General features: G+C 64.9%; 21 protein-coding genes. 12 read left to right on the top strand and 9 right to left on the bottom strand.

Annotation, left to right across the window (positions count from 1 at the left end; translation table 11 throughout):
• The first annotated feature begins 6 nt into the window (after window positions 1–6).
• From AC0KS4_RS06300 to AC0KS4_RS06320, 5 genes are read left to right on the top strand one after another with little or no spacing between them, the layout of a single operon-like run.
• Entirely contained in the window at window positions 7–798 is a 792-nt protein-coding gene (locus tag AC0KS4_RS06300; RefSeq protein WP_238957592.1) for a coniferyl-alcohol dehydrogenase, read from the top strand.
• 59 nt (window positions 799–857) lie between these two features.
• Entirely contained in the window at window positions 858–2,186 is a 1,329-nt protein-coding gene (locus AC0KS4_RS06305; RefSeq protein ID WP_238958011.1) for an aldehyde dehydrogenase family protein, read from the top strand.
• Complete coding sequence (locus AC0KS4_RS06310; protein WP_238957593.1) at window positions 2,186–2,374, top strand: ferredoxin; 189 nt, start codon at window positions 2,186–2,188, stop codon at window positions 2,372–2,374. Before AC0KS4_RS06305 ends, AC0KS4_RS06310 begins: the two co-directional genes overlap by 1 nt.
• Window positions 2,375–2,434: 60 nt before the next feature.
• A complete protein-coding gene (locus AC0KS4_RS06315) occupies window positions 2,435–4,039 on the top strand; it encodes an FAD-dependent oxidoreductase (protein WP_238957594.1) in 1,605 nt (534 codons plus the stop codon).
• Window positions 4,040–4,098: 59 nt separating this feature from the next.
• Window positions 4,099–5,235 carry an acetyl-CoA hydrolase/transferase C-terminal domain-containing protein gene (locus AC0KS4_RS06320; RefSeq protein WP_014384246.1) on the top strand — a complete coding sequence of 379 codons (1,137 nt, stop codon included), beginning with the start codon at window positions 4,099–4,101 and terminating at the stop codon, window positions 5,233–5,235.
• Between the two features lie 41 nt (window positions 5,236–5,276).
• On the opposite strand, the gene AC0KS4_RS06325 is transcribed toward AC0KS4_RS06320, so the two are convergent.
• The 3 genes from AC0KS4_RS06325 to AC0KS4_RS06335 form a co-directional block, all read right to left on the bottom strand.
• On the bottom strand, window positions 5,277–6,413 hold the full coding sequence (locus AC0KS4_RS06325) for an acyl-CoA dehydrogenase family protein (protein WP_238957595.1): 1,137 nt from the start codon (window positions 6,411–6,413) through the stop codon (window positions 5,277–5,279).
• Between the two features lies 1 nt (window position 6,414).
• On the bottom strand, window positions 6,415–7,566 hold the full coding sequence (locus tag AC0KS4_RS06330) for an acetyl-CoA C-acetyltransferase (RefSeq protein ID WP_238957596.1): 1,152 nt from the start codon (window positions 7,564–7,566) through the stop codon (window positions 6,415–6,417).
• A 68-nt stretch (window positions 7,567–7,634) separates the two neighbouring features.
• Window positions 7,635–8,321, bottom strand: a complete 687-nt coding sequence (locus AC0KS4_RS06335) for a TetR/AcrR family transcriptional regulator (RefSeq protein ID WP_080587995.1) — start codon at window positions 8,319–8,321, stop codon at window positions 7,635–7,637.
• A 67-nt stretch (window positions 8,322–8,388) separates the two neighbouring features.
• Between AC0KS4_RS06335 and AC0KS4_RS06340 the strand changes: the two genes are divergently transcribed.
• On the top strand, window positions 8,389–8,541 hold the full coding sequence (locus tag AC0KS4_RS06340) for a hypothetical protein (RefSeq protein WP_162130196.1): 153 nt from the start codon (window positions 8,389–8,391) through the stop codon (window positions 8,539–8,541).
• Between the two features lie 45 nt (window positions 8,542–8,586).
• On the opposite strand, the gene AC0KS4_RS06345 is transcribed toward AC0KS4_RS06340, so the two are convergent.
• Window positions 8,587–9,222 carry a TetR/AcrR family transcriptional regulator gene (locus AC0KS4_RS06345; protein ID WP_232065573.1) on the bottom strand — a complete coding sequence of 212 codons (636 nt, stop codon included), beginning with the start codon at window positions 9,220–9,222 and terminating at the stop codon, window positions 8,587–8,589.
• 105 nt (window positions 9,223–9,327) lie between these two features.
• Between AC0KS4_RS06345 and AC0KS4_RS06350 the strand changes: the two genes are divergently transcribed.
• The 6 genes from AC0KS4_RS06350 (at window position 9,328) to AC0KS4_RS06375 (ending at window position 15,229) form a co-directional block, all read left to right on the top strand.
• Window positions 9,328–10,335: a spirocyclase AveC family protein gene (locus AC0KS4_RS06350; protein WP_014384252.1), complete on the top strand. Its 1,008-nt coding sequence runs from the start codon at window positions 9,328–9,330 to the stop codon at window positions 10,333–10,335.
• 314 nt (window positions 10,336–10,649) lie between these two features.
• Window positions 10,650–11,276, top strand: a complete 627-nt coding sequence (locus AC0KS4_RS06355; protein ID WP_080587996.1) for a TetR/AcrR family transcriptional regulator — start codon at window positions 10,650–10,652, stop codon at window positions 11,274–11,276.
• Between the two features lie 43 nt (window positions 11,277–11,319).
• Entirely contained in the window at window positions 11,320–12,450 is a 1,131-nt protein-coding gene (locus AC0KS4_RS06360; RefSeq protein ID WP_238957597.1) for an LLM class flavin-dependent oxidoreductase, read from the top strand.
• A 32-nt stretch (window positions 12,451–12,482) separates the two neighbouring features.
• Window positions 12,483–12,869, top strand: a complete 387-nt coding sequence (locus AC0KS4_RS06365; protein WP_051019716.1) for a DUF4286 family protein — start codon at window positions 12,483–12,485, stop codon at window positions 12,867–12,869.
• Window positions 12,866–14,041, top strand: coding sequence for a sulfotransferase family protein (locus AC0KS4_RS06370; RefSeq protein WP_238957598.1), 1,176 nt, complete (start codon window positions 12,866–12,868; stop codon window positions 14,039–14,041). Before AC0KS4_RS06365 ends, AC0KS4_RS06370 begins: the two co-directional genes overlap by 4 nt.
• Window positions 14,042–14,044: 3 nt before the next feature.
• Entirely contained in the window at window positions 14,045–15,229 is a 1,185-nt protein-coding gene (locus AC0KS4_RS06375; RefSeq protein WP_238957599.1) for a DUF1214 domain-containing protein, read from the top strand.
• Between the two features lie 53 nt (window positions 15,230–15,282).
• Here AC0KS4_RS06375 and AC0KS4_RS06380 read toward each other — a convergent pair whose 3' ends face one another.
• The 5 genes from AC0KS4_RS06380 to AC0KS4_RS06400 form a co-directional block, all read right to left on the bottom strand.
• The gene (locus AC0KS4_RS06380; RefSeq protein WP_014384258.1) at window positions 15,283–15,942 is read right to left on the bottom strand and encodes a TetR/AcrR family transcriptional regulator; all 660 of its coding nucleotides are present in this window, start codon (window positions 15,940–15,942) and stop codon (window positions 15,283–15,285) included.
• Window positions 15,939–16,481, bottom strand: a complete 543-nt coding sequence (locus tag AC0KS4_RS06385; protein WP_238957600.1) for a DUF7064 domain-containing protein — start codon at window positions 16,479–16,481, stop codon at window positions 15,939–15,941. The genes AC0KS4_RS06380 and AC0KS4_RS06385 overlap by 4 nt, the downstream gene beginning before the upstream one ends.
• Window positions 16,481–16,969: a hypothetical protein gene (locus tag AC0KS4_RS06390; protein WP_238957601.1), complete on the bottom strand. Its 489-nt coding sequence runs from the start codon at window positions 16,967–16,969 to the stop codon at window positions 16,481–16,483. Before AC0KS4_RS06390 ends, AC0KS4_RS06385 begins: the two co-directional genes overlap by 1 nt.
• Window positions 16,966–18,468 carry a PEP-utilizing enzyme gene (locus tag AC0KS4_RS06395; protein WP_472408500.1) on the bottom strand — a complete coding sequence of 501 codons (1,503 nt, stop codon included), beginning with the start codon at window positions 18,466–18,468 and terminating at the stop codon, window positions 16,966–16,968. The genes AC0KS4_RS06390 and AC0KS4_RS06395 overlap by 4 nt, the downstream gene beginning before the upstream one ends.
• 95 nt (window positions 18,469–18,563) lie before the next feature.
• Window positions 18,564–19,688 (bottom strand): TIGR03857 family LLM class F420-dependent oxidoreductase, encoded by a 1,125-nt coding sequence (locus AC0KS4_RS06400; protein WP_238957604.1) that lies wholly within the window; start codon window positions 19,686–19,688, stop codon window positions 18,564–18,566.
• Between the last annotated feature and the right edge of the window lie 27 nt (window positions 19,689–19,715).

The raw sequence follows: 19,715 nt of genomic DNA on the forward strand, positions 1-19,715 counted from the left end.
AGAACCATGGCCGACTTCACTGGCAAGCGTTACGTCGTGACCGGCGCCGCGTCCGGCATCGGCGACGCCGTTGCGGCGCGGCTCCTCGGCGCCGGAGCAGAGGTGTACTGCCTGGACCGCAACACCCCTCCGGCGGCGGTGACACAGCACATCGAGGTCGACTTGGCCAACCCAAGGAGCATCGATGCCGCGATTGAGCAACTGGACGGTTCATTCGACGGATTGCTCAACGTCGCCGGAATCCCGGGCACCGCGCCGGCCGAGTTGGTGTTCGCGGTTAACAGTCTGGCGGTGCGGCACCTGACCGAATCGTTCTTCGAACGGCTGAACCCCGGTGGTTCGGTCGTCATCGTCTCCTCCACAGCGGGATTCGGCTGGCCTCTGCGGCTGGATGCGATCCGGGAGGTGCTCGCGACCGACACGTTCGAAGAGGGTGCGGCGTGGTTCAAGGACCACCCGCAGCAGGGTAACGCGTACAACTTCTCCAAGGAGGTTTCGACCGTCTACACCCTTTCGATGGGACTGGCCTTGGGAGAGATGGGCTTTCGGATCAACGCCGTACTGCCGGGGCCGGTGCGCACGCCGATCCTGTCGGACTTCGAGGAGTCGATGGGGAAGGACACCCTCGACGGGTTGAAGAATCTCCTCGGACGGCACGCCGAGCCCGAAGACATCGCGTCCGTGGTGTCGTTCCTGGCGTCCGACGACGCCCGATGGGTGAACGGACAGGCGCTGGCCGTCGACGGCGGAATCAGCGGTGCCGTCGCTAGCGGCGTCGTTCCGGCGCCGGGGATCTAGTCGTGACGAGCACCCGCGTAAACGACGTCACGGTGACGGCATTCGACGTTCTCGCGGACATGCGTCGTACCTTCGAGAGCGGACGCACCCGGCCGCTGGAGTGGCGACGGCTCCAGCTCGAGGGAATCGAGCGGATGTGCATGGAGCGTGAGGCGGACATCGCCGCGGCGCTCGCCAAAGACCTCGGGCGTTCTGCGGTCGAAGCGTGGTTGGGCGACGTGGCATCAACGAAGGCCGAGGCGGCCTTCGCGCGCAAAAATCTGCGTAAGTGGATGCGGCGCCAACGGATTTCGGTACCCATGGCCCAGCTCCCCGCTCGCGCATGGGTTCAGTACGACCCGTTGGGCACCGTGCTTGTGATCGGGCCGTGGAACTACCCGTTCTACCTGAGCATGGCCCCAGCGGTGGCAGCGGTGGCCGCAGGCAACTGCGTCGTTGTCAAACCCTCTGAACTTGCTCCGGCAACCTCGTCGCTGATCGCCGATCTGGTGCCGCGGTACCTCGACGCAGACGCCGTACGAGTGGTGGAAGGTGACGCCGCCACCACTCAGACCCTCCTTTCCGCCGGATTCGACCATGCGTTTTTCACCGGCGGCACCGAGGTCGGCCGAAAGATCATGGCCGCTGCTGCACCGACGCTCACACCGGTGACGCTCGAGCTTGGGGGAAAGAGCCCCGCGATCGTGACCGCCGACGCCGACGTCGTGGTGACGGCGCGCCGATTGGCCTACACCAAGTTCATCAACTCGGGGCAGACGTGCATCGCGCCAGACTACGTCCTCGTGGAACCGACGGTGGGCGACGAGCTCGTCGATGAGATCTGCCTGTGGGTCGAGCGATTCCGCAGTGCGAGCGACCTTCCCATCGTCAACGAGCGTCAGTTCGATCGACTGATCGGGTTGATCGCAGATACCACAGGTGACGTGGTTTTCGGTGGCAACTCCGACCGGGCGACCATGCGCATCGAACCGACCCTCATCGTCGATCCCGCACCGGATGAACCGGTCATGACGGAAGAGATCTTTGGACCGATCCTGCCGATCATCACGGTGGACTCGGTCGACGCAGCGTGCCAATACGTCAACCAGAAGCCGAAACCGCTTGCGTTGTACATATTCTCCAAGAAGGCGGAGCAAGCCCGCCAGATCATCGACCGCACCCCGTCGGGTGGAGTCGTCGTGAATCACGCGATGATGCATTGTCTGGTGCCGCAACTGCCGTTCGGGGGCGTCGGGGCCAGCGGCATGGGCGACTACCACGGGCGGTGGGGCTTTGAGACGATGTCGCACCGGCGGGCCGTGCTGGCCAAGACGAGTCGGCCCGACCCGTCGATCGTCTACCCCCCATATTCGCGCACTGCGCTTCGTCTGATGCGGAGGATGTTCTGATGGGCGTGCGCGTCGACACCGCGCGGTGTTCGGGAATCGGCATGTGCGAGATGGCTGCTCCATCCACCTTCGAGGTCGGTGAGGACGGCCAGGCTCGCGTCCTTCCGCACAACCCCGAGGGCGCCGACCTCGAAGCGGCCAGACAGGCGGTCTCCGACTGCCCCACTGGTGCGCTGTCGATCGACTGACCAACCCGGCGGTCGACTTCACCACGCCGGCTCACCGGCGCGATCTTCTCAGGAGTATTCGTGACGTTCGTCATCACCCAAAACTGTTGCGACGACGGCAGTTGCGTGCCGGTGTGCCCGGTGGATTGCATCCGGCCAGCACCGAACATGGCGGATTCGCGCCGGACGATGCTCTACATCGACCCGGCCACGTGCGTCGACTGCGGCGCCTGTGTGGCCGAGTGCCCGGTTGGGGCAATCTATTACGAGGACGATCTGCCGGAGAACCAGCGGGCGTTCCTCGGCATCAACGCGGATTACTTCGCCGCACACCCTCTCGCGGTGCGGTCCAAGGACACGCAGTCCCTGCCTTCAGACGTGGAGTCGGACTCACTTCGAGTGGCCATCGTGGGCTCGGGCCCGGCCGCGTGCTACGCCGCCGCCGAATTGGCGCGCATCGACGGGGTGCAGATCTCGTTGTTCGACCGACTGCCGACCCCGTTTGGACTCATCCGCGCCGGTGTGTCTCCCGATCACCCCCGCACCAAGGACGTCACGTCGGTGTTCGTACCAGCCCTTCAAAGCACGGCCGTCAGGTGCTACTTCAACGTCACGATAGGGCGGGACCTCAGCCACGCCGAATTGCAGGCGCACCATCACGCGGTCATCTACGCCGTCGGTGCGTCGACGAGCAAGGACCTCGGGATCCCTGGTTCGGAACTCGATGGCAGTCGGGCCGCCTCGGATTTCGTGGCGTGGTACAACGGGCACCCCGACCACGCCGACGACGAATTCGACCTTCAGTCACCGCGCGTCGTCATCGTCGGCAACGGGAACGTCGCGTTGGACGTCGCACGAGTGTTGCTTGCCGATCCGAAGACGTTGGGCGCCACCGACATCGCGGATCATGCGCTCCGTGCGCTGGCCGATAGCCGCGTGAAGGAGGTCGTGATCCTCGCTCGCCGCTACGCCGGGGATGCCGCGTTCTCGGTGGGCGAGTTCCTGGCGTTGAGCGAGTTGCCCGGCGTCGACGTCGTGGTTGAGGGACCGTTGGGCGACCGACCCTCCGGCGACTTCGAGGCAGCCCTGAAGTACGACGCCGTCGTCGACCGCTCCCGTTGCGAGGCGCGGCCGGGCAACAAGCGGTTGGTGTTTCGCTTCGGTGCGATGCCCACCGAACTCGTCGGAGCCAGCGGCGTGCGCGGCGTGCGGGTCGAGCCCACGAGCGGTGGCGATGGCGAACGCGGCGAACTGATCGCGACCTCGCTGGTGCTGCGGTCGATCGGCTATCACGGTACGGCGATTGCCGGACTACCGTTCGACGCCGACCGGGGGGTGGTACCCAATGACAGGGGCCGGGTACTCGACGGCGGCCAACCAGTTCCCGGCGTCTACGTGGCTGGTTGGATCAAACGCGGCCCCCGGGGTGTCATCGGAACCAATCGGGCCTGCTCCGAGCAGACGCTCGCGGCGATGCTGGAGGACTTCCGTGCAGGCGCGCTCTCGGCGCCGACCACGTCCATGGCGGACCTCGACGAGCTGTTGCGCCAACGCGAAGTAGACGTCGTCGACTGGGGTGGATGGCAGCGCATCGACGATGCCGAACGCCGCGCCGGCGCAGCGCAATCCAGGCCTCGGTCGAAGCTCGTCACAGTCGGCGAGCTACTTGCAGTGGCACGGTCGTGAGCACGGCGGAGCTAGACGAGCACCTCGTCGCCCGTCTACGCCACGTCGCCCGACCCGGCATGGTGCTCGCCTTCGGTGACGGGGTCGGGGCGCTGACGGGGAGCGACAACGGGACGTCGGTCGCCGCGACAGTCAGCGCGTTCGCCCGCGAGCGCGGCGACGTCACGCTGCTGCTCGGCTGGACTCCCGCCCCGCTCGACGGAATCGACACCAGCGCGTTCCATCGGGTCGTCGCGTTGATGCCGGGCTGGGGCGTCAGGGCCGTCGCCAAGGACGGCAACACCGTCCTGTTGCCCACGTCCTTGGCCGCCGTGCCAAGCGTCCTCGCTGGTCCGGCGCGACCGGACGTGCTCATCACGAGAATGGTGCGTCGCGGTGGCACCCTGCAATTCGGCACTGAGGTGTCATGGCAACAGATGCTTCTTGACGAGGGAGTGCCCGTGTGGGTGGTGGTCGACGAGGCCGCGCCGGCCGCGAGTGCGGAGCCGCCGGTCGACCCGCAGCGGGTCACCGTGATCGCAACCACAGCTCGAGGCCCCTGGGAGCTCGCCCCTCGCGAGCCCGAACCGATTCACGAAGCACTTGCCGACGAGGTACTGAAGCTCGTGCCGCCGGGCGTGCGTCTTCAGTACGGGCCGGGACAACTGGGCACCGCGTTGTTGCGCCGCACCAAGGCGCCCCTGCAAATCGATACCGGGCTCCTCACCGATGCGGTGGTCGATCTCGACCGGCGCGGGCTGCTCGCCGGGATGCCCTCCGCCACCTATCTCTTGGGTAGCCGTCTGCTCAACGAATGGTCCGAGGGAAAGCCCATCCTGCGAGGGTTGGACCACAGCCACGACAAGACCCGCCTGTCGCGGGGCGTCCCCTTCGTCGCGGTCAATACGGCAATCGAGATCGACCCCTACGGTCAGGTCAACGTCGAAGGCGTGAAAGACACCGTCGTCGGCGGCATCGGAGGCCACCCCGACTACTGCAACGCCGCAAGACTCAGCCGAGGCGGATTGTCCATCATCGCGGTGCCCTCCCGGTTCGGAAACCGATCCACGTTCGTAGAGAGGCTCACTAGGCCGGCGTCGACGCCGGCCTACGACGTCGAGGTGATCGTTACCGAGCACGGCGCGGTCGATCTGCGTTGCGCCGACTGGGATCAGCGGCGGCGACTCATAACCCGGCACTTCGAAACCGCCGCCTGACCGGAAGGAGAGGGTCAGGCGGCGGTAGATCGAAGGATTCGTCAGGCTCCCGCGATGTCGCGGCCGATGATCTCCTTCATGATTTCGGTCGTGCCTCCGTAGATCGTCTTGACCCGGGTGTCCAAATAGGCCCTAGCGACCGGGTATTCGGTCATATAGCCGTATCCGCCGTGCAGCTGCAGGCAGCGGTCGATGACACGCTTCTGGAGTTCGCTCACGTACCATTTGCCCTTGGCGGCATCCACCGGCGTCAGCTCGCCGGCGTTGTAGGAGATGACGGACTGATCGACGAATGTTTGCGCCACGTCGATCTCAGTCAGCATCTCGGCGAGTTCGAATCTAATGTGCTGCTTGTCCGTGAGCGGAGCACCGAATGCTTGACGTTGACGGCAGTATTCGGCCGTCGACTCGAAGATCGCGCGCGTGGTGGCGATCGCCTCTGCAGTGACGCCGAGCCGCTCACGAGGCAAGTGGCTCATCAAGTAGCGGAGACCGTGGCCTAGTTCCCCGAGCACGTTCTCAGCCGGCACGCGGGCGTCACGGAAGTACAGTTCCGCAGTGTCTTGTGCGGGCAGTCCGATCTTGTCGAGTTTGCGCCCCCGCTCGAAGCCCGGAGTGTCCCGCTCCACCACGAACAGACTGAGCTTCTCACCGGTGCGGGCGGCCACGATGACCAGGTCGGCCATGATGCCGCTGGAAATGAAGGTCTTCTGGCCGTTGAGGATCCAGTCGTCGCCATCTCGGTGTGCGGTCGTTCGGATCCCCCGAAGATCGCTGCCGGCGCCCGGTTCGGTCATCGCGAGCGCACCGACGAGTTCGCCGGCCGCGAACCCCGGTAACCAACGCTGCTTCTGTTCGTTGTTGGTGAGGTCGACCAAGTAGTGCAGCACCAAGTCATCCTGCAGGCTGATCGTCACGCCAAACGACAGGGTGTTGGCGCGGGCCACCTCCTCGCACACCACCATCCGGTAACGGTAGTCTGGCTCGTCCGCCCCGCCGTACTCCTGGCCAACCTGCAGTGCATAGATGCCGGCCTTCGCAGCCCGCGCGAACACCGTGCGGTCGATCCAGCGTTCCCGTTCCCAATCTTCGTGGAACGGAACGACTTCCCGATTCAGAAACTCTCGGACGGTGTCGCGGTAGGCTTCGTGATCCTCGGTGTACAGAGTGCGCTGCACGCTAGAGCCGCTCGATGATCGTCACGTTGGCTTGCCCGCCGCCCTCACACATGGTTTGCAGGCCGTAGCGACCGCCAGTGCGCTCGAGTTCGTGCAACATCGACGTCATCAGACGTGCGCCGGTGCAACCGATCGGATGGCCCAGCGCGATGGCGCCGCCGTTGGGGTTGACCTTCGCCGGATCGGCACCGAGTTCTGCCTGCCAAGCCAGCACCACGGGTGCGAACGCCTCGTTGATCTCCACGACGTCGATGTCGTCCAGGGATAACCCCGTGCGCTTGAGGGCGTGCTGGGTGGCGGGAATCGGTGCGGTCAGCATCATCACCGGATCGGCACCCCGAACGGACATGTGATGCACGCGCGCCCTGGGTGTCAGACCGAAGCGTTGCACTGCATCGGCGGAGGCGATCAGCAATACCGCTGCGGCATCGGAGATCTGGCTAGCCACGCCTGCGGTCAAAACGCCGCCTTCGACCAGGGTCGGCAACTTGGCCATCTTCTCCAGGGACGTGTCGGGACGCGGGCCCTCGTCCGCCGTCACCCCGGCGTAGGGCAGGATCTCAGCCTCGAAATAGCCCGCACGGATGGCGGCCACCGCGCGCTCGTGGCTCGACAGCGCAAAGCGTTCGTTGTCCTCACGCGACAGACCCCAATGCGAGGCGATCATCTCCGCGCCGCGGAACTGTGAGATCTCCTGATCGCCGTAACGGTTGAACCAGCCTCCGCATCCCGTCCACGGATCGGCGGAGCCGAAGGGTTCGCCGGCGCCAAATGCGCACAGGATCGGGTATTGACTCATCTTCTGCACGCCGCCGGCCAACACCACGTCGACGGTGCCGCTCATGACGCCTTGGGCGGCGAAGTGGACGGCTTGCTGTGCGGATCCGCACTGCCGGTCAATGGTCACACCGGGCACGGATTCGGGCAGCCCGGCCGCCAGTGCGGCCGTCCGCGCGATGTCGCCGGCTTGCGATCCGATGTTGTCCAAGCATCCTAGGATCACGTCATCGATGGCCTCAGGGTCGATGTCGTGGCGGGCCACGACGCTGCGGATCACATGGGCGGCCATGTCCGCCGGATGCACGCCCGCCAGCCCGCCGCCGCGCTTGCCGACCGGAGTGCGGGCGGCGTCGATGATGTATGCCTCAGTCACTCGGTTAATTTAACATAGAATCAAAACCGCCGGAAACGCGGAATCGGCCGGGTGGGGACCGGTATCGATTACGCCGAAGGCGTCGTCGTGCGCTTCCGGGTTCGCTTCTTCGGAGCGGGCGTTCGATCGGGCGCCAGTCCCGTACGGACCAGGATTTGGGCGGTGGACACGACGGCGTCGACCGATCCACGACTCGAATTCCACCATTCGGCCGCCCAGTTGAGTGCACCCATGACCAGCAACCGGGCCATGCGGGGGTCGACGTCGCTTCGGAGCTCCCCGTCAGCGATCGCATCGTTGAACAATCTCTGCCAGATCCGGCCGTAGGCCGACTCCTCCTTCTTCTGGCGTGTGCGGAGATGTTCGGGCACCTGCCCCGAATTGCGGATCGACGCAGTGGTGTAGTCGGAGAGCTCGAGCTCGTGCCGGAGATGGGCGTCCACCGCGGCCATGATCTTGTCCATGGATGGCGTCCCGGGGGGCAGCTCATCCAGGATGTTCTGCAGATGCAGCCGCATCTCGTTGATCCCCGCGTACATCACCTCTTCGATGAGGTCCTCGCGGGAGGGGAAGTAGTAGTAGATCGCAGGCGCCTGCAGCTGTGCGTATTCCGCGACGTCGGTCAATCGAGTACCCGCGAAACCCTTGACGCTCAACACGTGTGCTGCGGCGTCCAGGATGCGAATACGCGTCCGCTGAGACTTCGAGTCACTGCCCTCTCCGTTGGTCGACCCGGAGCCGGTGTTTCTAACCATCGTTAGATGATATGCGGAAAAAGCCCTTGAAAACCGAACATTGTGTACGGCCCCGAGCGTGGCGCTCGTGCGCGGAGCGGCTGGTGGCGGGTTCGGCGTGGTAAACGGGGCGTCGATGGGCCAGAAGCCCTTGCGCGATGTCGGCCAGCCCGGGCGGGCCTACGGCGACTTGCAGGCCTCGACGCCGTATTGGTCGGCGTCCTCGATTCTGCTGTCGTGAATACTTGGCGGACCCCTGACATCCGGAGTGCCTTCGGATCGTTTCCTATTTCGCGTTGAACACATGCTGGGCATTGCCGGCGATTGTGTCGAGGCCCGTGGCACCACTCGCCATGGTGAGCGACGTCAGTACAAAACGCTCGATCATCGCGCGCTCCTCACGCCGAGGGATGTTGCGGCGCAGAATGATGGAGGCGTAGACGGTGTGCAGCCAGTCGGCGAGATCACGGTTCGCCAGGTCGTCGCGGAGCAGCCGGTGACTGCGCCCGAAGTCCAGCCACGGACGCCAGAACCTCAACGCCCGCTCGATCAGTTCGGGTGCCCACAGTGCCTCGTGTGCGGTTACGGGGCTGCCCTTCCCCCAAAGGTCCGACAACTCCCGGTCGTTGCGAAGTGACTCGATGACGCGAACGGACAGCTCGACGAACGACTCGGCGAAGAGGTTTCCCGACACGGCGTCGTCGAGGGCCGCGGCGTCGGCGATCTCGATGATGCGTTCGATTGAGGAGGCCAGCACCAATTCGCGCCGATCGAAGAACACCTTGTAGACGGTCTGCCTGGTACATCCGGCGGCGGCCGCCACGTCGGTCATCGTGACGGCGCGCAATCCTTTGGTGCGGAACAGCATCCGTGCCGACAGCACGATCCGGTGCCGGAGCTCGTTGCGAGATGATCGCGCCACGGCGGAAGGGTACCGCCGTGGCGACTCGGACATTGACAAGTGGCCTACTCCGTTGTCAAACTCACATTAGAAAATACAAAACACCCAATTTGTAAATTAAGGAGTATGACGATGTCAATGACCGCCAAGGCGGAGCGCGAGGTCGCCGATCGCCCGAAGGACGTACCGGCGCCGCTAGGGCGCCAGGGTCCCGCGACGTTCCTGGCGTTGATCGGTGTGGTGTGGTTCGCCATCTGCGTCGAGGTGGTCATGCGGTGGGTGGCGTCGGGAAAGGAGTTCGATCCGGCGCCGAGGATCGGTCCCGATGTGATGGAGCCATGGCGGATGGTCTCGTTGCGCGTGTTCGAGGCGATCAGTTTGGCCGTGATGGCGGCCTTCGTCTGGTACTGCGTGGTCGTACCGCTACGAAAGACGGGACGGCTGAGCCTGGACGGCAAGTTCGTACTCGGCGGCATCGTCTGCTTCGTGGCGGACGCGTTCCTCAACGTGCACGAGTACCTCTTCGCGTGGAACAGTGCGAACGTCAATCGCGGCGTATGGGTGCGGTTCCTCCCATTTCACAATCCTGACGCCCCAAGTCGTTATGCGGAGTCGTTGATCTGGGGTCCGCCGATGTACATCTATTTCTGCGCGGGGGTCGCAATCGTGGCCTGCTACGAGGCGAATCGTTTGCGACGGAGGTTTCCAGGGTTGAACAGCAAGTTCACCGTGTTCGTATGCGTATTCGTCTTCGAGTTCCTCTTCGACTTCATCGTGGAGAACGCAGTGATCCGCACGACGCACGCCTACGCGTTCGCCAAGACCTACGAACCGCTGACCCTGTGGCCAGGCGAGGTGTATCAGTTCCCGATCTACGAGTCGGTCCTGGTCGCATTCGTGGGGTGCGTGTTCACATGGGCGCGCATGGAGGCCGACGAGCGGCCGGTGGGACAGTCGCCGATCGAAGTTGGCGTGGAACGGTGGCGGCCGGCCCTGCAGCCGTGGGTGCGGGACTTCGCGGTGCTGGGATTCTGCATGGTGACGCTGTGCTTCGTCTACCACCTGCCGTTCAACTGGTTGGGATTGATCGGTACTTCGCACGCCAACCTGCCGAGTTACCTACTCCCCGGCTGATCCGATCCTCGCTGGCGTCGGCCCCGGGCGTTGCCCGGGGCCGACGTGATGGCGTGCCTGGGAACGCGAAGACGCGCCAGACGCATCGCACGGCTCAGCGATGAAAACGGCAGAACAGGCCGTTACCACCGTCGCGACACGCTTCACGAGTTGTCCCCTTCGTGCTACATGTACTTCGGCGTCGACACGTCTGCTCGGCATCGCGAAGGCGGTGCCCGCGTTCCACTTTTTAGTCTAGAGTAAAAGTCGAATATTTCGTCCGCAGCGGGCGCGGCCACGCATCGGGTTCGGAGCCTTCGCTAAGATCAACCGCCATGGCGGAGCGCTCCCGGCGAAACACTGCAGAAGTGCGCCAACTGCTCGTCGAGGCAGCTGAGCGGGTCTTCAGTGCCAAGGGATTTGCCGCCGCCACAGCCGATGACATCGCCAAGGAGGCTGGGGTTGCACGATCGGCCATCTGGCGGCACTTCGACGATAAGGCCGACTTGTTCGGCGCCGCCGTACTGCAACCATTCGTCGAATTCCTCGAAAACTACCGTGTCGCCTACGACACCAGCAACCCCGAATGGGGCGACTACGAAATCACCCGCACGATCGTGGAACTGTTCTACGACAGTTGCGTCGAGCACCGGCACGCCATCGCCCGAATCGCGGTAGCCGGTGAGGATCTCGATGCGTCGACGATGACCCGGCTCGAAGAGCACTTCGATCGGTTCTTCGACGAGATCATGCGGACTACCGCGATTCAGGCCGAGCGCCGCGGCTGGGTGCCCCGAACCGGCCTCGAGCAGACGATGCGCTTGCTCTTCGGAAGCATCGCGGCCATCGTAATCTTCGACCGCCCAATCATCTTCAGCCAAGCGACGCTAGCCGATCGGGACGGCGTGGTCGACCACGTCACCCGACTCTTTCTGTACGGCGCTCGACTGTCAAGGGACTAGCAGTCCCTTGACACGGGACTCTTGGTCCCTTAACGTCCGGCGTATGCAGACTCCGCGGATCGCCGTAGCGTTTCCCAATCACCGCACCGCTCCGCTCGCGGGGATCCGCGACTTCGTGGGCGCACTCGACGCCTCCGGGGTCGTCGACCAGTTCTGGGTGTGGGATGAGTTGACTGGTTGGGCACCACAAGGTTTCGGCGTTCCGGAAGGGCTTCCCGCACCGGATGCGCACTCAACCCACGACCCGTTCGTCGAATGCGCGTTCGCGTTGGCGGCGAGTCCCACCATCGGCGTGCGGATGACGACCGACGCGGTGCGTACTCGCCCGGCGGAGCTCACCCGGACCCTGCTGTCCCTCGCGTCGGCCACCGAGGGCGCGGTGACCTGTTGCGTCGGACTCGGTGAGGCACGGCATCTTTCGCCGTTCGGACATCCTGTCGGCCAGGCAGTGGGGCGCTTGGAGGACGTCCTCGTCTTGACCCGCAAACTTCTGGACGCCGACGGTCCGTTCAGCTACCGGGGCAAGCGGTGGACGTTCGACAACGGCTACATCGGCACCTACCGACCCTCGCGCCCGGAGATGTGGGGCCTGGGCGGCGGCCCCAAGTTCACCGACCTGTGCGCCAAGTACGCCGACGGCATCGAGGCGTCGTTTCCGAACGCCGTGCCAAACCTCGACGTCTTCGCGACCAGGGTGACGTCCATCCGGGAAGGCGTCGAGAGTTACGGCCGCGATCCGGATGCCTTCGGATTCGGCGTCTGGCTTCCGTGCGGACTGCACGAGGACCCCGGCGTCATCGACGCGGCGCAGAACAGCCCGCAGATCAAGTGGTATTCGGCCAGCTATGGGCGGATGAATCAAGCCGAATGGGAACACGAGGGGTTGCAAAGCGCCTTTCCCCCCTCGTGGCATTACTCGCGTGACTACATGCCGTTCACCATGACGGCCCGCGAGGCCGAGGACATCGTTGCGCGAGTGCCGCAGTCGATGTGCGAGCGCTCCGCCACCTGGGGCACGGCCGAGCAGGCCGCCAAGGTCGGCCAGGAATGGATCGCCGCCGGCGCGACGTTCGTGGGGCTGCTCGACATCATGCCGTTGCACACCGGACCCGCAGAGTTTCCCGCATCGACCGCACGTCTGCTGGACGTCGCGCGTCGTCTGAAGTCGCAGTAACCCCGCTATGGAGATTGATTTAGGAGAGCACCGTGCCGCACGCAATCATGTTGGCGTTTACCCAACCAACCTCGCCGGAGAGCGACGAGGCCTTCAATGATTGGTATTCCAACAAGCACATTCGCGATCTGGTGACCATTCCCGGTGTCATCGCTGCCACTCGCTATGCCATCGCTCACGACGTCGAAACGCTGCCCGGCGTAGGAGGACCCGAGCAGAAGTACCTGGCGATCTACGAGATCGAGGGCGAGACCGAAGCAGACCTCGAGGCATTCGCCGAGACCCTGCGCAACGCTTTGGCCGACGGAACCGCCGACATTTCCACGCATCTCGACATGACGAAACTCGGTGCGTCGCTGTGTCTGCCCCTCACCGAGCGGCTGGCGCGGACCGCCCAGGCGGAGACGTCTCCCGCATGACGACTGCCCTGCCGCCGCTGCAGCGCGATGACCTGATGGCCGCGGCGTCCGCCTTCACGGGCCTCGACGACTGGGGCCGCGACACCAACTTCGTCGACAGCCTCGACATCTTGGTCTCCGACATGCGTCGGACCGCCCAACTCAACGAAGCCGGCGTGGCGGCCCAGGTGCAAGATCTGTTGCGTCTTCTGGTGAATCGACTCGGCTTCGAGCGCGACCTGGTGGAGCACCCGGAGATACTCGATGAGCCGCTCGAGCCGCCCATCATCATCCTGGGATTGCCCCGCACGGGCACGTCCAAGTTGCAGCGCACCATCGCCGCCGACCCCGGGATGCAACGTCTCGAGGTGTGGCGATTGCTCAACCCCTCTCCGGTGATGGGCAACGACTCCACCCGAATCGCCATCGGCGAGCAATTCGAACAGGCCCTCCGCCAGGTCCCCGAGTTCATGGCTCGCCACCCAATGGAGGCACGCGAACCCGACGAGGACCTGTGGCTGATGGAGCTCACGTTCGATGCCCCCGTGGCTTCGCACCGGCTACATCTGCCGAATCACCGCGAGTGGATCGCCGGCCGCCAACCGATCGCGTACTCGTACATGCGCACGATGCTGCAGTACTTGCAGTGGCAGGACGGTGGCGCCCGGGGGCGCCGGTGGGTGTTGAAGTCACCGATGCACATCGGGCAGGTGGCGTTGCTGCACGAACTTTTTCCCGGGGCCCTGTTCGTTCAGTGCCACCGCGACATCCATACCGTCCTCGGCTCGTACTGTTCGTTGATCGAAGTCGCTCGCGGGATGAACTCTGACCACATCGACCTGCCCTCCCTTGGTCCGGACTTCGCTGCGTTCTGGGGCCGGTACACGGCAAACAACCTGGCCGCACGCACCGCGATCCCGGACCTCAACCTGTACGACGTCGGCTATGAGTCCATCCGCGACGACATCCACGGAGTCATCGGCGAGATCTACTCGCGGGCCGGCCTGACCATTACGCCGACAGCTCGCGCCGCCTTCGAACGGTACGACGCGCATCGACCGTCGGGGCACTTTGGAAGCCATGACTACGACCCGAGCCGATGGGCCGTCACCTTGGAACTTGTCGCCGAGCACTTCGGTGACTACCTCGATGCCTTCCCCGAAGTCGGCCGCACGGCCGCGAAAGGAGTTTAGTCAGTGACGATTCCGGAGATCGACACCGCCGACGACCCGAGGATCGCGCACGGTGAGCTGTGGCAGGCCTTCACGGAGGCGGTGGCCAACCTGAGCACCTTCGTCTACCAGAACGACAAGGTCGACGGCCCGCTCCTGCGCGCTGAGGGAATCCGTTACCTCACCCGCCTGATGCAGTCCGCGATCATGATGACGGTCGAGGGATGGGACTTCGACTACCCGTGGCTGATCAAGTTCATCAGCCCCTACATGCAGTACGGGATCCCGGCGACCGACTGCTGCTATCACACCGCCGCGGTACACGGTGATGGCGTCTATCGCATCTACGGCTCGCGTGGCAGTGCCCGGTTGTTCGACGTGGAGACCCGTAGCGGACACACCGCTCACCTCGCGCAGTGGACGGTCGTCGACCGCAAGAGCGAGTTCGACGTCGCCGACGACGGCACCATCGAGATCGTGCTCTCGGCAACCGAACAGCCCGGCAACTGGGTGAGGATCGCCGAGGGCCCCGGCTCGATCATCTTACGCCAGTACTACTGCGACTGGGACACCGAGGAGCCCGCCGATCTCGTCATCGAGAAGGACGGGGTCGCTTACCCGCCGCCCCCGCTGCGCTCGGCGGAATCGGCCGATCGGCTACAACTGCTGATCGACTGGATTCGCAATGTACCGGCCGCCTGCAAGCTGGCCGTCGACGAGTACTTCACCGCTCCGGCGGACACGCTGAAGTTCGTGGGCATCGAATTCGCCTGGGCAGACCTGGTGTACGGCAAGGGAATCTATCGTTGCCGGCCCGACGAGGCCGTCATCATCGAGGTGACACCGCCGAACGCAGCCTACTGGCAGTATCAGCTCACGTCGCACTTCTGGGAGGCGCTCGACTGGAACCTTCGTCAAACGTCGCTGAACGGGCATCAGGCGGTGCTCGACGACGACGGGGTGTTTCGGGCGGTGATCGCGCACCAGGATCCCGGGTACGCGAACTGGCTCGACGCCGGCGGCCACACGGTCGGATTGATCACCGCGCGCTACTACAAGGCCGACTCGGTGCCGTTGCCGACCATCCGCACGGTGCCGCTGGCGTCCCTCGCCGAGGAGCTGCCCGCGAGTACCAAGACGGTGTCCGCCGCTGAACGTCAGGAGTCGATCCGGCGCCGCGCCCGGTCCGTTTGGCGGCGCCGGGTGTGACGTCGGCGTCCTGATTCCGGGCGGTTCGATCATCGAATTCGTTCGCGATGGCGTCATCCACGATCTGCGCTCGAACCGCTTGAACCGCCGTCGTCGTAGGCATGGATCAGGCGGCCGAGAGCCGTGCGGAATCTTCCACGCGCGTTTACTTTGGCGAAGTGCTCTCGGACGTGGCTCAGCGCAGGAAGATCCCCGTCTACAGTGTCGAGCGTGCGGGTCTGATAGATGTCGTGCAGTCGCTGCGAGGTTCCCGGAAGCGCGGCGCCCAGGGTGAATTGAGCCAGGGCCACGACGGCTTCGACGGCGACGTCGGGTGCGAAGCCCGCGGCCAATAGCCGCCTCACCAAATGGTCTGCGTGGAAGCGGAATTGCGGCCCGGCAACGGCCTGCTGGGCGACGATCGTCGTCACCGCCGGAGACGCCACCAACAATTCGTACATGGCAGTGAAGAACTTCAGGAACGCCGTTTGCCAGTCCTCGTCAGTCGGGGGTACGGGCAGATCGGCCAAGGCGCGGTCCGCGAGTAGTTCGAGTACCTCCTCCTTATCCGACACGTGCCGGTACAGCGCACGGGGGGTGCAGCCGAGTCGGTCTGCCAGCACCCGCATCGAGACGGCGTCGAGTCCTTCGGCGTCCGCAATCGTCCGAGCTTCGGCAATGATGGCGTCCAAGCTCAGGAAATTGCGGTAGCCACGATCGGCGGTTTCGCTCAAGCGGAGTCCCCGAAGGCGGCGCGCACGAAGTCCGTCCACATCGCCACCTGGCTGTCACCGTGCCCGATGCGCCCGTCGCATTCCCAGCGAGTCAACCCGATGCTCATGTGGACGTTCGACCAGGTGTGCCAATTGGCCGCGGCCCTGATCTGGCCGTGCAACCGGTGTTCGGCCCCCGTCTCGTCGAGCACGACGACGCGGTGTCCGGCCTGGCGGCGGCCCGCGACATTCCACTCGGTCTCGATGCGGACCGACGCCACGGTGAGCAATCGCCCGTCTTTCCAGACCCAGCCGCGATTCATCTTTTGCGACAACGCCACATCCTCACCGAACCGGTCCCGCCACTGCGCGGTCGACGGGTCCTCGAGGCCGGTGACGTGCACGGCGTAGTCGTCGCCGAACGTCGCCATCAACCAGTGAATTCCGGACATTCCCGTCGGGTCCTCAGTGCGGGCCTCGCCCCAGGACCGATCTCGCACCGAATAGCCGTCGACGCGGAGCTCCTGACCGCGCAGCGTCAGCGTGCCGGACGTCCGCATCACCTGATCGAAGTGCCGGTTGGAGGAAGCATCGCCGGCGGCATCACCGCTGTCGCCGTTACGTCCATCGCGTTGCCGCGGTGCGGATCGGCGTAGCTCATCCGAATCCGTTCGAGCGGTTCGAGCACCTGGTAACGGTAGCCGTTGGGCAAGGTGACGTCGAGGAGGTCGCCGCCGTCGTCGGTGATCGAACGGTCGGGGACGAAATCGCGCATGTCGAAGAGTTCGGCCTCGAGCTGAGTGCGCTTGATGCCCTTCCACGCCCAGACGCCGCCACTCATCAGCCGCAGATTCGGATGCAGCCAGATGTAGTTGAGACAATGAACGTTTGCTTCGGGGATACTGAACCCACTGAATACCGTCTCCACGAGTGCGGGGTCGCTCACCCGGTCGCCCTCGCCGCGATGCATGCTCTCGTCGCTGGGGTAGGCGGTGCCGAACGAGTCGGCTACCTGAGCATTCATGAAGTACGACGTGTTCTTGCTCATGGTGCCTCCTTGAGGATGGTGACTATGCCGGTACCGCCATCGACGCGGACGAGGTCGCCCGTCCGTAACAGTTGCGTTCCATTGCCGGTCCCGATGACGCACGGCATGCCCATCTCCCTGGCGACGATGGCACCGTGCGAGGAGGTCGAGCCGATGTCGATAACAGCACCAGCGGCCAGATGAAACGCCGACGCCCACGACGGGTCGGTTGTTCGGCACACGAGGATCTCATTGGGTTCCAGGTCATCGAGGTCGTCGGCGCTCGACAGCACCCGCGCCAGGCCTTCGGCGACGCCGTGGGCGGCCGCGACCCCAGCTACCGAATCCACTCTGCCCTCGTCGCTGCGTTCGATCTCCACCGGCACCGGAGGCCCGACCCAGGCGTCCGGCACGTCGATCCGCTCGTACGCAGCGCGGAGCAGTCGTCGTGCGATCACTAGTTCCCGCGCATTCGGCGGTGGCGCGCCGCGAATCTCGTCCATGGTCAGGTAGAAGACGTCGTCCGGCTCGTCGAGGACGCCTGCCTCGACCAACTCGCGACCCCGGACCCCGCAGGCGGCGCGCGCACCGTCGAATGCCTGCGCAAGCGCGGCCTTTCCCTCCTCCCGCAGCGGGATGAAAGTGGCGGCTAGCTTCAGCATCAGCCGGCCAAGGGGCCGTTTCCACCGCGGCATCGCGCTCAGGAGGTCGCCTTCGGCCTTCTCCCTGGCCCGAGTCCGCGCCGCGGCCGCCGCGGTCAGGTCCTGACGTTCGGGCGCCGCCTTGTACTTGTCGACCATGCGTTGGATCAGGTCGGGGCGCTCGCGCCACGACGGATTGGATACCTCGATCTCCCCGGCGCACCGAAACCCGAACTCGGAGAGAAAGTGCTCCATCGTAGAGCGGCCCTGGGCGACGTCGTTGAGCGCCACCACGAACTCGGTTTCGACCATCTTGCCGTAACCTGTCGACAATTCGAGGTGCAACCCCGGGCGTCCGATCGATTCCGCCATCTTCCGGAGCGCGTCGAAGACGCCCTGCGCCACGAACGTTCCAGTGACGTGTACACGCATCGCGTATTCGAGCTTCTGCAACGCCTCCGCGAATTGAGCGTCCACCGGCCGAGCCAGGCCGGCCGGCGAGACGGCGTGGCGCCACCACGCATCCATGTCGGCACACATCTTCCGGATACGGGATGGCAGCGAGACGACTGCCAGCGGAGCCTTGACGGCCACGACGGGATACCGCCGCTTGGAGGCGGTGTTCGCCACGTCGGTTCGCGAAGATCCAAAGATCTGCTCTTCGAATGCGGCGCCCGATTGACCGGGAATTAGATCGCTGACGCGACGAAAGTAGTTGATACTGGCCGTGTATCGGCCATAGAAGACGGTGGACGACGATTCGGCCGCCGTCCGGGCCACCCTGATCTCGCTGCGCCGGAGTACGCCCAGATCGTGGAACGTGCCGTTGACCGCCAGATCACTGACCGGCAGCCACAGAGTTGCGCCGAGGGGGCTCATGACGCCTTGATAATTCTCCCGCGTATTGATGGTCGACCAGGCGTCGTTTGGGCCCGACGTACGGTGCATCGGGTTGGGCGCGTGCAGGTCGATGGTCATCGGCTGGTCTCGTGACTCGCGTTGCGCCACGCGGCGATCAGACCGGCATTTTGGCCCGGCGTGCTTCCGTACGTGGTGATCTCGTCGGCACCCGCATGCTTGAATTGCCGTAGCTTCTCGGCGCACTGAGCGACGCTTCCGAGGGCGCACGACTCCGTCATCCATTCGTCGGGCATCAAGGCTGCGGCCTCCATCAGTTGAACTCGATGGAACGCCGTGTCCACGAGCTCGTCGCCGCTGGACTTGCGCGCTACCTCCAGTGCGGCCCGAAGTCGTTCGACCGGTCCGAGACTCCATCCATTGACCTTCGCGAGCGCGTTGCCATACTCGGGCGCCTGCAGATACGTGACGGCGCGGGCGTGCGCCAGCGCGCGTGTCTCGTCGTCCGCGAGATCCGGTGCGGTGATTACGCATTGGACGACGCGCAAGGAGGCGGGGTCCCGGCCGGCGGCCTCGCAGGCTCGTCGCAGTCGTGCCACCGACGCGGCGGTGGCGGCCGGAGTCATCGTTGGCGGCAGGATGACGCCGTCGAACGCCTCCGCGACAGCCTTTGCGGCCTTCGGCAGCCCGAAGGTCCCGTACAGCACCTTCGGGGCGGGTCCGTGGTAGACGTCGCCGAGCTTGATGTCGCGGTAAGTGCCCGCCGGCCCGTCGTAGGTGACGACCTCCCCGGCCCATAGCCTCCGCAGGAGCTTGACGTAGTCGACGACCCCCTCGAAGCCTGCCGTCTTCAAGCCCTCGTGGCGGAGGTAGGCGTGATCGCCGCGGCCCAATCCCAGCAGGAACCGGGGTCCCGCCGCGGCATGCATCGTCGCGCCGAACGCCGCCATGTGCAGCAAGTGTCGCCGCGCGGGGGAGACCAGGCCCGTGCCCAACCCGACCCGAGTGGTGCGGGCGCCAATCGCGCCGAGGACCACTCCGGCCTCCTTGAGGTTCCACCGTTCGGAGAAGTAGACGTTGGCGAAGCCGAGACGTTCGGCATCCACTCCGTCGTCAATGCCTTGGGTGACGGTCCGTGCCGCCGTCTCGTTGACCGGGTTCTCCGGTAGTTGGGACACAACTCGCCCGGCGATGAGATATGCACTGAGATCGTTTACCGGACTGTGGTTTTCGTTGAACATCCTTTATGTATACGGTGTGTACTTCAA

The organism is Mycobacterium sp. NTMscope_MAC_12, from assembly GCF_976985675.1.